Source organism: Pseudomonas sp. 58(2021), from assembly GCF_017491585.1.
Classification (GTDB): domain Bacteria; phylum Pseudomonadota; class Gammaproteobacteria; order Pseudomonadales; family Pseudomonadaceae; genus Aquipseudomonas; species Aquipseudomonas fluorescens_BT.
The window spans coordinates 134,183-148,672 of sequence record NZ_JAFGYZ010000003.1 but is presented as its reverse complement, the minus strand read 5'-3'; the positions used below and the strand labels follow the sequence as shown (position 1 = coordinate 148,672).

Annotated in this window: 11 protein-coding genes and 1 tRNA gene; 7 read left to right on the top strand and 5 right to left on the bottom strand. The window is 60.6% G+C overall.

Annotated features, from left to right (window positions below):
* From selA to J5M72_RS04400, 4 genes are all read left to right on the top strand, one after another.
* Entirely contained in the window at positions 1-1,407 is a 1,407-nt protein-coding gene (gene selA, locus J5M72_RS04415) for an L-seryl-tRNA(Sec) selenium transferase (RefSeq protein WP_207864267.1), read from the top strand.
* Entirely contained in the window at positions 1,404-3,323 is a 1,920-nt protein-coding gene (selB, locus tag J5M72_RS04410) for a selenocysteine-specific translation elongation factor (protein ID WP_207864521.1), read from the top strand. The genes selA and selB overlap by 4 nt, the downstream gene beginning before the upstream one ends.
* A gap of 6 nt (positions 3,324-3,329) precedes the next feature.
* Positions 3,330-3,425 (top strand) — tRNA-Sec (locus J5M72_RS04405).
* A gap of 217 nt (positions 3,426-3,642) precedes the next feature.
* The gene (locus J5M72_RS04400; protein ID WP_169430397.1) at positions 3,643-4,404 is read left to right on the top strand and encodes a hypothetical protein; all 762 of its coding nucleotides are present in this window, start codon (positions 3,643-3,645) and stop codon (positions 4,402-4,404) included.
* Positions 4,405-4,426: 22 nt separating this feature from the next.
* On the opposite strand, the gene J5M72_RS04395 is transcribed toward J5M72_RS04400, so the two are convergent.
* The 3 genes from J5M72_RS04395 to J5M72_RS04385 all read right to left on the bottom strand — a co-directional run bounded on the left by J5M72_RS04395 (position 4,427) and on the right by J5M72_RS04385 (position 7,858).
* Positions 4,427-5,722 (bottom strand): OprD family porin, encoded by a 1,296-nt coding sequence (locus J5M72_RS04395; RefSeq protein WP_207864265.1) that lies wholly within the window; start codon positions 5,720-5,722, stop codon positions 4,427-4,429.
* Positions 5,723-5,801: 79 nt separating this feature from the next.
* Positions 5,802-7,136 carry an ATP-binding protein gene (locus J5M72_RS04390; RefSeq protein WP_207864263.1) on the bottom strand — a complete coding sequence of 445 codons (1,335 nt, stop codon included), beginning with the start codon at positions 7,134-7,136 and terminating at the stop codon, positions 5,802-5,804.
* A complete protein-coding gene (locus tag J5M72_RS04385; RefSeq protein WP_169430400.1) occupies positions 7,133-7,858 on the bottom strand; it encodes a response regulator transcription factor in 726 nt (241 codons plus the stop codon). The genes J5M72_RS04390 and J5M72_RS04385 overlap by 4 nt, the downstream gene beginning before the upstream one ends.
* A gap of 147 nt (positions 7,859-8,005) precedes the next feature.
* Between J5M72_RS04385 and J5M72_RS04380 the strand changes: the two genes are divergently transcribed.
* Positions 8,006-8,332 (top strand): hypothetical protein, encoded by a 327-nt coding sequence (locus J5M72_RS04380; RefSeq protein WP_207864261.1) that lies wholly within the window; start codon positions 8,006-8,008, stop codon positions 8,330-8,332.
* Entirely contained in the window at positions 8,332-9,012 is a 681-nt protein-coding gene (locus J5M72_RS04375) for a DUF3313 domain-containing protein (protein ID WP_169430402.1), read from the top strand. Before J5M72_RS04380 ends, J5M72_RS04375 begins: the two co-directional genes overlap by 1 nt.
* A gap of 11 nt (positions 9,013-9,023) precedes the next feature.
* Here the strand turns inward: J5M72_RS04375 and J5M72_RS04370 are convergent, their stop codons facing one another.
* Positions 9,024-10,322: a carbohydrate porin gene (locus J5M72_RS04370; RefSeq protein ID WP_207864259.1), complete on the bottom strand. Its 1,299-nt coding sequence runs from the start codon at positions 10,320-10,322 to the stop codon at positions 9,024-9,026.
* Between the two features lie 83 nt (positions 10,323-10,405).
* Positions 10,406-12,811, bottom strand: a complete 2,406-nt coding sequence (locus tag J5M72_RS04365; protein ID WP_207864257.1) for a glucose/quinate/shikimate family membrane-bound PQQ-dependent dehydrogenase — start codon at positions 12,809-12,811, stop codon at positions 10,406-10,408.
* A 280-nt stretch (positions 12,812-13,091) separates the two neighbouring features.
* On the opposite strand from J5M72_RS04365, the gene J5M72_RS04360 reads away from it, so the two are divergent.
* On the top strand, positions 13,092-14,306 hold the full coding sequence (locus tag J5M72_RS04360; RefSeq protein ID WP_207864255.1) for an aldose 1-epimerase family protein: 1,215 nt from the start codon (positions 13,092-13,094) through the stop codon (positions 14,304-14,306).
* Positions 14,307-14,490: the final 184 nt, after the last annotated feature.

Here is a 14,490-nt window from a genome sequence, read left to right as displayed (position 1 = left end):
ATGCCTGCCAGTGTTGCCCAGCGTTTGCCTTCCATCGACAGTCTGTTGCGTCACAACGCCTTTCAACCCGTGGCCGAGCGGCACGGGCGCGAGGCGCTGCTGGCGGCTTTGCGTCAGTTGCTCGATGACTTGCGTGATTCGGTTGTGGCGGGGCAGCTCTGCGCTGTCGAGATCAGCCCTGAAACACTGGCCGGCAGGATTGCCGAACGTCTGGCGCTGCAGCAGCGCAGTCAGGTGCGGCGGGTGTTCAACCTGACCGGCACCGTGCTGCACACCAATCTGGGCCGTGCGCTGTTGCCGGAAGAAGCCATCGCCGCCGTGCAGCTCGCGGCCCGTTATCCCTTGAACCTCGAATTCGATCTGGCCAGCGGCAAGCGTGGTGACCGTGATGACCTGATTGAAGGTCTGATCCGGGAGCTGACCGGCGCCGAAGCCGTCACCGTGGTCAACAACAATGCCGCCGCCGTGCTGCTGGCCCTCAACAGTATTGGTGCTCGCAAGGAAGGCATCATCTCCCGTGGCGAATTGATCGAGATCGGCGGTGCGTTCCGCATTCCCGACATCATGGCCCGGGCCGGTGTGCGTCTGCATGAGGTCGGTACCACCAATCGTACCCATGCCCGGGATTACGAAGCAGCGATCAGCCCTCGCAGCGGCCTGATCATGCGTGTCCATGCGAGCAACTACAGCATCGAAGGGTTTACCGCTCGCGTGCCAACGGCCGAACTGGCGGAACTGGCCCATCGTCATGGCTTGCCGTTGCTCGAAGACCTCGGCAGCGGCAGCCTGCTGGACCTGACCCGCTGGGGCCTGCCGGCGGAGCCGACGGTGCGTCAGGCACTGCTCGATGGCGCTGACATCGTCACCTTCAGCGGCGACAAACTGCTCGGCGGACCGCAGGCGGGGGTGATTGTCGGGCGCAAGGAGCTGATCGCGAAGATCAAGAAAAACCCGCTGAAAAGGGCTTTGCGGGTCGACAAGATGACATTGGCCGCGCTGGAAGCGGTGCTCGGGCTCTATCGCGATCCGGATCGCCTGGCCGAGCGCTTGCCGACTCTGCGTCTGTTGACCCGCCCGCAAGATGAGATTCTGGCCCAGACCGAACGCCTGCAACCGGCATTGGCCAAGGTGCTCGGTGAAACCTGGACGGTCACGGCGCAGAAAACACTGGGCATGATCGGCAGCGGCAGCCAGCCGGTGGCGCGGCTGCCAAGCGCGGCATTGTGTGCCCGCCCTCAAGTGTCGAAACGCCTACGCGGACGCAGGCTGCTGATTCTGCAAAGCGCATTGCGCGAGCTGCCGATTCCGGTGCTCGGACGCCTCGACGATGACGCACTGTGGCTGGATCTGCGGCAACTCGACGATGAGCCGGCGTGGCTCGCGCAACTCGCGCAGTTGCAGCCATGATCGTCGGCACCGCCGGGCACATCGACCACGGCAAGACCTCGCTGCTCCAGGCTCTGACCGGGCAAACCGGCGACCGTCGTCCGCAGGAGCGTGAGCGGGGCATGACCATCGACCTCGGTTATCTCTACGCCGAACTGGCGCCCGGCGCGGGGCTGACCGGGTTCATCGACGTGCCCGGCCACGAGAAATTCACCCACAACATGCTCGCCGGTGCCCAAGGCATTGATCTGGTGCTGCTCGTTGTAGCGGCGGATGACGGCGTGATGCCGCAGACCCGCGAGCATCTGGCGATTGCCCAGCTGTTGGGAATTCCCCGGGCGCTGGTGGCGATCACCAAATGTGATCGGGTCGAGGCGGGCAGGGTGGCAAAGGTGCGCCAGCAAATCGAAAATCTGCTGGCCCCCGGTCCGTTTGCAGGTGCGCCGATGCTCGCGGTCTCAAGCATGACGGGTGAGGGCGTCGATGACCTGCGGCAAGCGTTGCTACAGGCGCAACGTGAAGTGTTGAAACGCAGTCGCGAGGGCGGGTTTCGTCTGGCCATCGACCGGGCGTTCAGTGTCGCCGGTGCCGGGATTGTGGTGACGGGCACAGCGCTGTCGGGAATGATCGCGGTGGGCGACAGACTGATCCTCGGGCCTTCGGGCAAAACGGTGCGGGTGAGAGGGCTGCATGCCCAGAATCAACCTGCAGAACTGGCGTTTGCTGGTCAACGTGTGGCCCTGAACATCAGCGGTGATCGCCTGGAGCTTGGGCAAATACATCGCGGACAATGGCTGCTCGCCGAAACACTGTTCGCACCGACCCAACGCCTGGACATCGACTTCCAGTTGCTGCCCGATGAGACGCACACCTTCGAACACTTTCAGCCTGTGCACCTGCATCTCGGCACGCAAGACGTGATCGCCCGGGTGGCGTTGCTCGAAGGACCACGGCTGCTTCCGGGCGAGCGCATGTTCGCGCAACTGTTGACCAATGTCCCGGTACACGGCGTAAAGGGGGATCGACTGGTCCTGCGTGACCCCAGCGCCCAGCGCACGCTCGGCGGCGGTCAGTTGCTCGATCCGTTTGCCCCGGCCCGGCAACGGCGCAGCCCCGGGCGTCTGGCGCAATTGCGGGCGCTGGCAATCAGCAGTGACCTTGAACAAGCGTTGCCGACGTTGCTGGAATACAGCGACAGCGGCATTGATCCGCAGCGACTGGAGCGTCAGTTCAACCGACCGCGTGAAGGCTGGTTGCTGCCGGACAACGTCCGCCTGATCGAAACCCGTCAGGGAACGAGGCTTTTCAATGCTCAGCACTGGGGCATCCTGAAATTCACGTTGCTGGAGCAACTGGCGCGATTCCATGAGCTGGAGCCCGACCAGATGGGCCCGGACCGTGATCGTCTGCGGCGCTTCAGTGGGTTGAATATCGAGCATTCGACGTTCATCAGCCTGTTGGAAGAACTGCGCAGCGCCGGCTCGCTCACCGCCAGCGGCCCGTGGCTGCATTTGCCCGACCATCAGGTGCGCCTGAATGCCGACGACGAAGCCCTGTGGCTGGTGTTGCAGCCGCTGTTCGAACAGGCCGGTTTCGATCCGCCGTGGGTGCGCGACGTGGCCAAAGCCGTGGAGAAGGACGACGCGACCGTCAGGCTGTTGCTGCGCAAACTGGCGCGGCTGGGCGTGATGCATCAAGTGGTGCGGGACTTGTTCTTCACCGACATCACCTTGCGGCAAATGGCCGCCGTGCTGCTGCGTCTGGGTGAAGAAAATCCGCCGATTCAAGTCACGGCGTTCCGCGATGCGCTAGGCTTGGGACGCAAACGCAGTATCCAGATCCTCGAATACTTCGACCGCCTCGGCCTGACCCGGCGTCTCGGCGAGGGCCGGCAGATCCGCTACGACAACGCGCTGGCCAACCCCGGCGCGGATTGAGTTCAAGGAAGGCAATCGCGCCCGGTGGCGCGGCCGGGCTTCAAACCCGGTTGGGGACGGCATCCGTTCCCGGGCAGGTTCGACTCCGGCTGCCTTCCGCCAATTCCTGCTGTTTGATACCTGATGTTTTTGATCGGATGTGCGCTCATGAGTGCATAAGCGCGATTTTACAGAGTGCCATCAATGTGACATCATCCGAGGGGTTGCACCGCCTTTCTTTGGAAGGCTTTTTCCTGTTTCCTGCATTTTCGACCCATTTCACTTGTGCCAGCGCAGTGCTGCGTAAAGACTATTTCGGCATGAAAAAACAACTTCAGGGATGACTGTTTTGCTAAAAAAAATATTGATCCGATTGGGAGCCGCCATTGGCGTAGCGATTGCGCTGTCCGCAGTCATGCTCTTTGTTTGTACAAACGTGCCGATGGTATGGCGTTCGATCTTTCCAAACGACACGCTTGAAACCGTCGATAAATCAAAAGTGGTCAAGAAGGCCATGCTCGGTGAGGCCTGCAACAAGGAAAACAGTACCTGCAAGAAGAATGTCTTGATCATTTTGGGGGCCATTGACGACGGTACCGTTAAAGCAATCGAACAACTGGCTGAAAAGGAGACATTCGATACAGTGTGTTTCGGCAGCCCCGGTGGCAGTGCCGGGGTCGCAACACGTATAGGACGCTGGATAAAGTCCAATAACTTGAATACGTGTATGGCCGAGCATTACAAACTCGAGGGTGGAATAGATGTTTCCAACGTTGAATGCCAATCCGCCTGCCCGTATCTCTTGGTGATGGGCAAAACAAGAACCGCACTTGGAAGTGATTTCAATATTGGAGTTCACAGTTCAGGGGTTCCGTTGGACTTTTGCGTATGTCGGTTCAAAGTCAACGAATTCTGGCCCTATGTTTCCACTTCGGACTATCGAAAAATGCTGGAAGGCTCCGATGAAGCCGAGATTCACCTACGCCTTCTCAGTGACAGTCTGGAGGTGGACTCGACATCCATACATAGACTGACTCAGTCTGAACTCGAAAAGTACGCGGTATTCAACGCCTATGGCGCGGTGGATCCCTCGGCTCGCTAGGGTAGCTGTTGATCAACCGTTTTCAGAACGTGAGCGGGTACTGAATCACCACATAGATCCGGTCAATGTCATCCCCCGCCTGAGCACTGTTGGCCCGGTGCGAGACGTGGGACAGCTGAACGGAAAGATCCTTGGCGGCACCGGACTGGACGATGTAGCGCAGATCGATGTCGCGCTCCCAGTGTTTGCCGCCATCCCCTTGCTGTGGTTGGTATTGACCGCTGTCCGGGTCGAACGGATTGTAGGCGCCGCCCTTGGGCGCGTGGGTACCGTCGATGTGGCTGCCGGAGACGTAGCGGGTCATGAAATTCAGGCCGGGAATGCCGAACGCACCGAGATCCAGATCGTAGCGGGCTTGCCATGAGCGCTCGTGGGCGCCGTTGAAGTCGGCGTATTTGATCGAGTTGGCGAGGTAGATCGAGTCGCCGCCGACGAAATCGAACGGTGTGTCACCGTTGATCCGTTGCCAGCCAAGCATCACCGCGTGCGGGCCGAAGGCGTATTTGCCCGAGAGACTGAACGCGGTGTTGTCGATTTCACCGGCCAGTGCCTGCCCGGTGTCGCGGGTGTGGTAGACGTTGGCATCGAGCAGCACGCCGGACTGTTTGAAATGCAGGTTGGCGTAGTACTGGTGCCAGGTTTCGCTCAAGTCGGACGCGTATAGCGCGCCACCTACAGGGCTTTCACTGAACAGGTCTGCGCCGATGAAGCTGATTCCGCCGGCCTTTGTACTGGCGCCGTAACCCTGAAAATCGCCTTGGCCGGAAGAACTGTCCTGATTCTTGAACGCGGTGAAATGCCCGGCCACCAGATTGACGTTGTCGATTTCACGGCTGTTGAGCAGAAACCCGGTGGCGTACTCCGGTTGCAGGCGTTTGTCCGAGGTGTCGAACACCGGCGTCTCGACGGTCATTTCGCCGAAGGCGAGGGTGGTGCGCGAGGCCTTCAACTTGAGTGCACCGCCTGCGCTGGAATAAACGCTTTCGCTGCGACCTTCGCTGTCCACCGGCAACAGGCCGGTGCCGGAATGTCCCCGGCCACCGTCCAGTTTCAAGCCATAAAAGGCATGGGCATCGAGGCCAAAACCGACTGTTCCTTCGGTGAAACCGGATGAGAAGGTGCCAATAAAGCCTTGAGCCCATTCCTGTTTGTAGTTCTTGCCGCTGGGCGAGGGCGAGCGGTAGTCGTTGCTCAGAAAGAAGTTGCGGCTGAGCACTTCGCCTTTGGCGTCATCCAGAAAACCGCTGGCCAGGGCTGTGTTGACGGCACCACCGAGCAGCAAGGCGAGTGTGATGCCCGAGGGCGGAAATCCTTTCATGTGTCAGTGACCGGCGTAAATGGAATGTCGCCGGATTTTGGTGCCGGTTGCCTCTGAATGATTGAGCGGGTGTGCTGTGTCAATCGACAACAGGCAACTCGACCCTCGCCACCAGCCCCGAGCCCTTGCGATTGCTCAAGGTCAGTTCTCCACCCTGTTCACGCACGATCGCCCGGGCTGCCGATAGGCCGAGGCCGACGCCGCCGGTTTCACGGTTGCGCGAGGTTTCGAGGCGCAAGAACGGGTCGAACACCCGTTGCAGCGCGTCCTCGGGAATGCCCGGGCCTTCGTCGCAGATTTCGATGCAGATGGAGCGTGTGTTGCGACTCAGCGCGATGTGCGGGCGCTCGGCGTATTTCACGGCGTTTTCCAGCAGGTTGACGATCACCCGCTTCAGGCTCAGCGGCCGGCCGTCATAGACCAGATGGGCCGGGCCGTTGAAGTCGATGAGGACGTTCTGGTCGCGGTAGTCGTCGAGGATGGTTTGCAGCAACTCCGACAAATCGAACGCCGTCGGTTGTTCAAGCCGTGTGCCTTCACGGAAAAACGCCAGCGCGGCGTTGATCATCGATTGCATTTCTTCGATGTCGCGAATCATTTTCTGCTGATTGTCCAGGTCTTCCATGAACTCACTGCGCAGGCGCATCCGGGTCAATGGCGCGCGCAAGTCATGGGAAATCGAGGCAAGCATGTGAGTGCGCTCACCGATGAAGTGCTGGATCTGCGCCTGCATCGTGTTGAAGGCGATGATCGCCTGACGGATCTCGTGGGGGCCTTCGATATCGATGGGGGGCGCGTTCAAATCTTTGCCAAACCGCCTCGCGGCGCCAGCAAAACGCTGCAACGGATTGGCCAGTTGGCGCGTGGCAATCCAGGCGACCAGCAACGTGGCGACCAGGCCCAAAGCGATGATGACCGCGATCCGGGCATCCAGGCTCAGTCCCCAGCTGCGTTCTGGTGGCGTGAATGTAAGCCAGCTGCCATCGGCCAGAGGCACGAGGGCGACGTAATGAGCCTGTGCACTGCCTGGTGGCCAGTCGTCGGGGTTGAATACTTCGATTTCCCGGTCATCGCCGAGCAATTGCCGCAGCGCAGGAACCTTGCCGGTCTCGACCGGTTCGCCGTCCCCGGGCAGATTGAACTGGCTGCGTTGCGCATTCCATAACACCTCAAGCGTTGAACTGCTGGCCGCGTTTGCCAGTTGCGGGCGTAATTGAGCGGGGGCCGCCTCGATCACGCGAGTGCTCGCCGCAATCCGTTCCAGTAGTCCGGTGCGTTCGATGGGGGGACGGGCCCAAGTGCCTGCCACCTGCACGAACAGGGCATTGAGAATCAGCGAGGCGAGCATGGCCGCAATGATCGTCAGGGCGATCCGGCGACTGAGGGTGTCGCGCGGCAGGATTCGACCGATCATGAGCGGCTGACCTTGACCGTGAACATATAACCGCCGTTGCGCACGGTACGGATCAGGTCCGGGCGTTTGCTGTCCGGTTCGATCTTGCGTCGCAGCCGGCTGACCTGCACGTCGATGCTGCGATCAAACGCATCGTGGCCCTTGCCGTGGGTCAGGTCGATCAGTTGTTCACGGGTCAGGATGCGTTGAGGATGCTCGAGAAAAACCAGCAGCAGGTCGAATTCTCCACCGGACATCGGGATCATCACACCGTCGGGCGAGCGCAGTTCGCGACACGTGATGTCCAGGTGCCAACCGGCGAAGGTCATGACCGGACGGGTCGGTTCGCTGGCGGGATGACTTTGTTCGCCGGCGCGACGTTGCAGGGCGCGCACCCGGGCCAGCAATTCCTGGGGTGCGAAGGGTTTGGTCAGGTAATCATCGGCCCCCAGTTCCAGACCGACAATCCGGTCGCTCAGTTCAGCCATGGCCGTCAGCATGATGATCGGGATCCCCCTCTGCGCACGGATTTTCTGGCACAGGCTCAAACCGCCTTCACCCGGCAGCATCAAGTCGAGAATGATCGTGTCCGGTCGCGCCTGTTCGATGGCGGCCCACATGGCCTGGCCATCCGGTGCCACATCGACCTCGTAGGCGTGCTGAACGAAAAACTTCTTCAGCAGGGACAGAATTTCCACGTCGTCGTCGACGATCAGCAATCTGCTCACGTTTGCAGGACCCATGTACCCAAAAGAGGGCATCTAAAACCATTTCGTGGCCAGGGTCATTTATTTCAATCGAGCAACATTCCTTCAGCTCGGACATCAGCCGGACATCGTCGGGCAAAAAACCTCGGGCACTCTGCCGGCATTCCATCCAAGGGGGTTCATATGAAGGATATGAAAAGCGCTTATTCCACTCAGAGTCATGGCGCCGTGCGCCCATTGATCCTGACCCAGCGCACCACAAGCAGCGTTCTCAACGCGCCGATCTTTTTCCAGGAAACCTGCCTGGGGATCGCTCCGGATCAAAGCCAACTCGTCATGCGCCGCTACTTCGAGCGCTTCAGCCCGGCCGACAGTCATTGGGTGGAATACATCCACACGATTCCCACGGCCGAATTCATTCACTGGATCATGACCCATGGCCAGTTGCGCATCGAGTGTTCTGAAAATACCCCGTTCGGCCAGGTTCAGACCGCTGGGGAAGCGCATTGATGAGAAACAGTCATTCGCTGGCGTTGTTGTTTGCAGCGACTTTGAGCCTGTCGGCCTGCAGCAGTAAAAAAGTCGAGCCTGAACTGTATTCCGGGTTTCTCAACGACTACAGCATGTTGAAGGAGCAGCAGACGCCGTCAGGACAGACGATTCTGAGTTGGGTCAGCCCGGCGTTGGCGAAGGGGCGTTACACCCGGATTTACCTGGCGCCGAGCCAGTTCTATCCGCAGGTCCAGCCCACGGGGCGGATTCCGCAGAGCACCTTGTCAGGTGTGACCCGCTACTACGACGCAGCCCTCAGGCAGGAACTGGGCAAAACGCTGCCGCTGGCATCCGGGCCCGGCCCGAACACGCTGGTTGTGCGGCCAGCCATCACGCAAGTCGCCGCCAGCACCCAGAGCCTGCGGTACTACGAATGGCTGCCGATCACGCTGGTTGCGGCCGGAGTGAGTACGGCTGCGGGCATTCGTGATCAGGACAGTGAGATCGCCACGGAAGTGTCGATCGAGGATGGATCCACCGGCGAGGTGGTGGCGAAAGTCGTTCGCAAGGGCATGGGCGTGCCGCTGGAAAACGACAAACAGGTGATGACCGCCGAGAACGTCAAAGGCGTGCTCGACGGTTGGGCCACGGACTTGAGTCAGTCGTATGTCGTGGCCCGCAAAGTAACGTTGCGCTGACAGCGGCGAGGTCAGAGACTTGCTTTCACCTGCAGTCCAAACACCAGTGCATTATCGATGTCCTGCCCGGAAAACGCGCCCGGCTCGATGATGTACTGCACGTTCGGGCGCAGGGTCAGCCATGGCGTGGCTTGGTAGCCGTAACCGAGTTCGATCAGTTGCTCGGCGCCGTCCAGATTGGAGAGCGGTGTGCCGTTGGCCAGCGCGGCGTCTTGTTGCACGTCGCGACTGCGCGGGTTTTGCACGGCGCGACCGTAGCCCAGTGCGACGGTGTCACGCGGGCGGCCTTCGAACGGTTTGTACAGGACCACCCCGGCGCCATACCACTTGCTGAACGGCGAAGCCGCTTCGCTGGCCGCCGAGTATTGACCGAAAGCGTGCAGGCTGCGGCCCTCCGACGTTGGCGAACTCCACACCGCCTGATCAATGAGCAGGTAATGGCCGCCGCGACCGGACACTTCCTTGTCACTGCCGATGCGTTTCACGTCGGAGCTGTCGTAGTAATAACCGAGCTTGTACTCGCCGGGCAGCGTGCCCGCGTGTTTGTAGACCAGTTCGACAGGCACCACGGTGCCGGTGGTGTGTTTCGGCCCCAGGTGCCAGGCGCGGCTGGAGTTGCCGTTGCTTTCGGGATCGACGTTGAACGCGGCGACGCGCAGTTGCCATTCCGGCGACAGGTCGTATTTCACCCGCACGCCCAAGTGCGCGTTGGGATAGTTGGTCCAGCCGCTGCCGCCGGACATGTTCAGCGGATGGCCGCAGAAACCGGCGTTCATGAAGTTGCAGAGAATGCCGCTGTCGAGGCCGCCGAGGTCGTTGCCCATGGCCATGTAGCCGAGTTTGACGTTCAGCGCCGGTGTGAACAGCGTGCGCTCGTAGCTCAGTTCGGTGAGGCGCGTGTAGAGGCCGCCGTAGTTTTCCTGGATCGGCAGACGGTTGCCGACCAGATCTTGCGAGGCGCTGTTGCCGCGCCGGTCATTGATGGTCAGCTGAACCTTGCCGGCGTTGTCCACGCCATAGATTTTGCTCAGATCAAATTGCGCGCCGAGCTTGATGTTCTGTGAGTAACGGGCTGAGCGGTGCTTGCCGCCGTCGGCGTTGTAGGCGGTTTCGCCAGTGTAATCGCCGGTGAACTTGACGCCATCTTCGTCGAGCTGGTGGCGCAGGCCACCCCAGTCTCCGGTCAGGGTATTGCGGGTGAACACGTTCGAATCGGTGTCCGCGAAAGCGGGCAGGGCGGCGCTACAGGTGATACCGAACAGCACGCCGGTGAAGATGCCGGTGTGGGAAAAACGAACAACGAATGACATTGCTGAAATCCAGAGTTGGGGACATGAAACGACGCGACACCCGAAGGTGTCGCGCACAAGAACGTGAAGGAGGGCGCAGTGGTTTACGGCAGGGCGTAAGCCATTACGTAGTCGCCACGATCGGTCGACTGACGGGCGCCACCGGCGGTGATGACCACGTACTGCTTACCGGTTTTCGGCGACACATACGTCATCGGGCCGCCCTGGCTGCCGACCGGCAGGCGGGCTTTCCAGATTTCTTCACCGTTGTTGCTGTTGTAAGCGCGCAGGTAGAAATCCTGGGTGCCGGCGATGAAGATCAGGCCGCCCTGGGTCGACAGCGTGCCGCCGAGGGTTGGCAGACCGATCTTGATCGGCAGGTGCATGCGGATGCCCAGGGGGCCGGTGTCTTCAACGGTGCCGACCGGAACCTGCCAGGCGACTTTCTGGGTTTTCATGTCGATAGCCGTCAGCGTACCGAACGGCGGGGCCTGGCACGGAATGCCGGCGACCGACAGGAAGCGGTTCTTGTTCACGGCGTAAGGCGTGCCTTTCAGTGGCACCGCGCCCATTCCGGTGTTCAGCGCTTCGCCACCGGAAGAGGCCTGAGCCTTGTTCTGCGACGGAATCATCTGAATCCACAGGCCCAGACGCATGTCGTTGACGAAGATGAAACCGTGCACCGGGTCAGTGGAGATGCTGCCCCAGTTCATGCCACCCAGCGAACCCGGGAAGCTCAGGGATTTGTCAGTGCCTGGCGCGGTGTACAGACCGTCGTAACGCATCGACTTGAAGTCGATCCGGCACAGTAACTGGTCGTACGGCGTAGCGCCCCACATGTCCGACTCGGTCAGGTGCTGGGCACCGATCTGCGGCATGCCCACCGATTTTGGCTGGGTCGGCGAGTACGGCTCGTTGGGGATATTGGCTGCCTTGACCGGCACTTCTTTCACTTCGGTCAACGGTTTGCCGGTGGCGCGATCCAGCACGTAGATCTGCCCGGCCTTGGTGCCGATCACCAGCGCCGGCACGGTTTTGCCGTCCTTGGTGAAGTCGATCAGGCTTGGTTGCATCGGCAGGTCGAAGTCCCAGAGGTCGTTGTGCACGGTCTGGTACACCCACTTTTCTTCGCCGCTGTTGGCGTCCAGCGCCAGGATCGACGCGCCGTAGGTGTGATCGAGTTTGCTGCGTTCCACGCCGTAGATGTCGGTGGAAGAACTGCCCATCGGCAGGAATACGGTGTTGGTTGCCGGGTCGTAAGACATCGGCGCCCAGCTGTTCGGCGTGCTGCGAACATAGGTCTTGCCGTCGGCAGGTGCCTTTTTATCCTGCGGGTTGCCCGGGTCGAACGCCCAGCGCATGGCGCCGGTCATCACGTCGAAGCCACGGATCACGCCGCCCGGCATGTCGGTCTGCACGTTATCCGCCACGCGACCGCCGACGACCACGGTCGTGCCAGCCATCAGCGGCGCGGAGGACAGTTGATAGTAGCTGTCCGGGACATCACCCAGACCGGCCTTCAGATCAACCTGGCCGTTGTTGCCGAAACCTTGGCAGAACTCGCCGGTGTCGGCATCGACTGCGATCAGACGGGCGTCGATGGTGTTGGTCAGCAGACGGCGCGTGCAGTTGGCGACGGGAGCGGCCGGCGTGTCGGTTACCGGCGAGCTGGTCGGTTTGGCGACGGCTGCGCTGGCATCGAAGTAGGCCATGCCACGGCAACGCTGCCAGACTTTGGACTTGGCGTTGATCGCGTTTTTCCAGAGTTCTTTACCGGTGTCGGCATCCAGCGCAATCAGGTTGTTGTGCGGGGTGCAGATAAACACCTTGTTGCCGATCTGCAGCGGGGTGAGCTGGTCTTCGGCGCCATTGCCGTCGCTCTCGGCGATGTCGCCGGTGTGGTAGGTCCACGCGACTTTCAACTTGTCGACGTTGCTGCGGTTGATCTGGTCCAGCGCAGCGAAGCGGCTGCCACCCTCGGTATTACCGTAGTGGGCCCAGTCTTTCTGTGCCTTTTCCGGCTCGACCGGTGTGAGGCCCGGGCCGGTGCCGGTAGGGGCGACGGTCGGGTGCGCGACGAACATGTTGCCGGCAGCTACCGCGAGTCCAACCGCCAGAACAGCCGCAACGCCGTAAGCGCCGCGACCTGCAACGTCACCATTGGCGCGTTTGAGCAGCGGATAGACCAGCGCAACCACCAGACCCACGGCGCTGAACATGAACAGGCGCGAGAACACCGGCCAGAACACCAGGCCTGCATCGATCACGGCCCAGATGGCGGTTCCAACCAGAAACGCAGCGAACAGCCAGGCACCGGCAGGCTTGCGCCGCGCAATCAGCAGACCGGAGACAGCCATCGCCAGACCACCCACCAGGAAGTACCAGGAGCCTCCCAGGCTGACCAATTTCACACCGCCAGCGGCCAGTGCCAGGCCGAGCAGGGCGATGATCACCCCGAGCCCGACCAGAATGAATGTTGATATGCCCGAGAGGCGTTGACTCTGCTTCACGTTGAATGTCCCGTTGAAATGAGGCGGGCATTATATCGTTAGGTAACTACCTAGTTAAATCACTAATTTTGAATGCAGTGTGTAAACAGCTAAATCGCGCGCGTGATTGGCGACGGGCCAGCGCCGACTGAAGCGGCGGATTTGCGGCATTGGATCGACTCGATATTGCGATTTGGCCCAAGTCTTTGTTGGTATTACCGGTGTTGTGGCACTTTTCAAGCTTGCTGAAACGTTTCATCGCGTTTATAAAAATGGCACAACTCCAAAAAAGGCTACTGCCATGACCCCGCTCAAACTCGTCGTTGCCCTCAGCACACTGTCCGCTGCCTCCCACGCCATGGCCTGGGATTACGTTCTGCTCGACACCGACAAAGCCGCCCAGAACTGGCAGATCACCAGCCAGCAACTCGGCCTGAAAACCGACAAACCCTTCAGCGTTACCCTGCGCACCTTGCATGGCGGTCGGCAGGAGGGCGTCAGCATCGTCGACATCGATAACGGCACGATGAAACTCTCGGTAGTGCCGACACGGGGAATGAACGTCTTGCAGGCTTCGGTCGGCAATGTGCGCATGGGCTGGGATTCGCCGGTCAAGGAAGTGGTCAATCCGTCCTTCATCGAACTCAATGGCCGCGGCGGTCTGGGCTGGCTGGAAGGTTTCAATGAACTGGTCACCCGCTGCGGATACGAATGGGTCGGCCACCCCGGCGTCGACAACGGCGAACTGCTGACCCTGCACGGTCGGGCCGCCAACATTCCAGCAAGCAAAGTCACCCTGCACATCGATGAAACTCCACCGTACGCCATCACCCTGCGCGGTGAACTGAAAGAGCAGGCGTTCAAGAAGGTCGACTTCTCCGTCGCCACCGAGCTGGTCACCGAACCCGGCAGCGTAGTGTTCGCGCTCAACGACACGCTCACCAACAACGGCGACTATCCGAAGGAATACCAGGCGCTGTATCACAGTAACTTCAGCACCCCGTTCCTGGAGCAAGGCGCTCGTTTTGCCGCGCCGGTGAAACAGGTGTCACCGTTCAACGACAAGGCCAAGGGCGATCTGCCCGAATGGCAAACCTACCGCGCACCGACCAGGGACTACGATGAAACGGTTTACAACGTAGTGCCGTATGCCGATGCCAAGGGCGATACGCTGACCGTGTTGCATAACAAGGCCGGCAGCCTGGGCGTTTCGGTCGGCTTCAATACTCAGACACTGCCGGTGTTTTCTCTGTGGAAAAACACCGATACCCAAGGCCAGGGGTATGTCACGGGGCTGGAGCCGGGGACGAGTTTTTCCTACAACCGCCGTTATCAACGGCCACTGAACCTGGTACCCACAATTGGGCCGAAGGAACACAAACAGTTCCGCATCAGCTACAGCTTGTTGGTGGATAAGCTGGCTGTCGATAAGGCCTTGAAGCAGGTGAGCGAGATTCAGGGTGGGCGGGAGACTGAAGTGCGGCAGACGCCGCTGGTTGATCTGACCAAGGAGTGACGGGCAGACCTCGCCAAGGGGCAATGCAAGGTCTGTGTGTCGGAGCCGATGCTGGAGGGGGAGGCGGCTGAGGCGGATGCTTTTACACTGCTCCTGCGCAATCCGCATGCTATCAACGCATGCGGCGTCTGCGATAATGACGACTCAGTGAGGTGCAAAGGCATGTCGAATGCTCGTCTCGGCA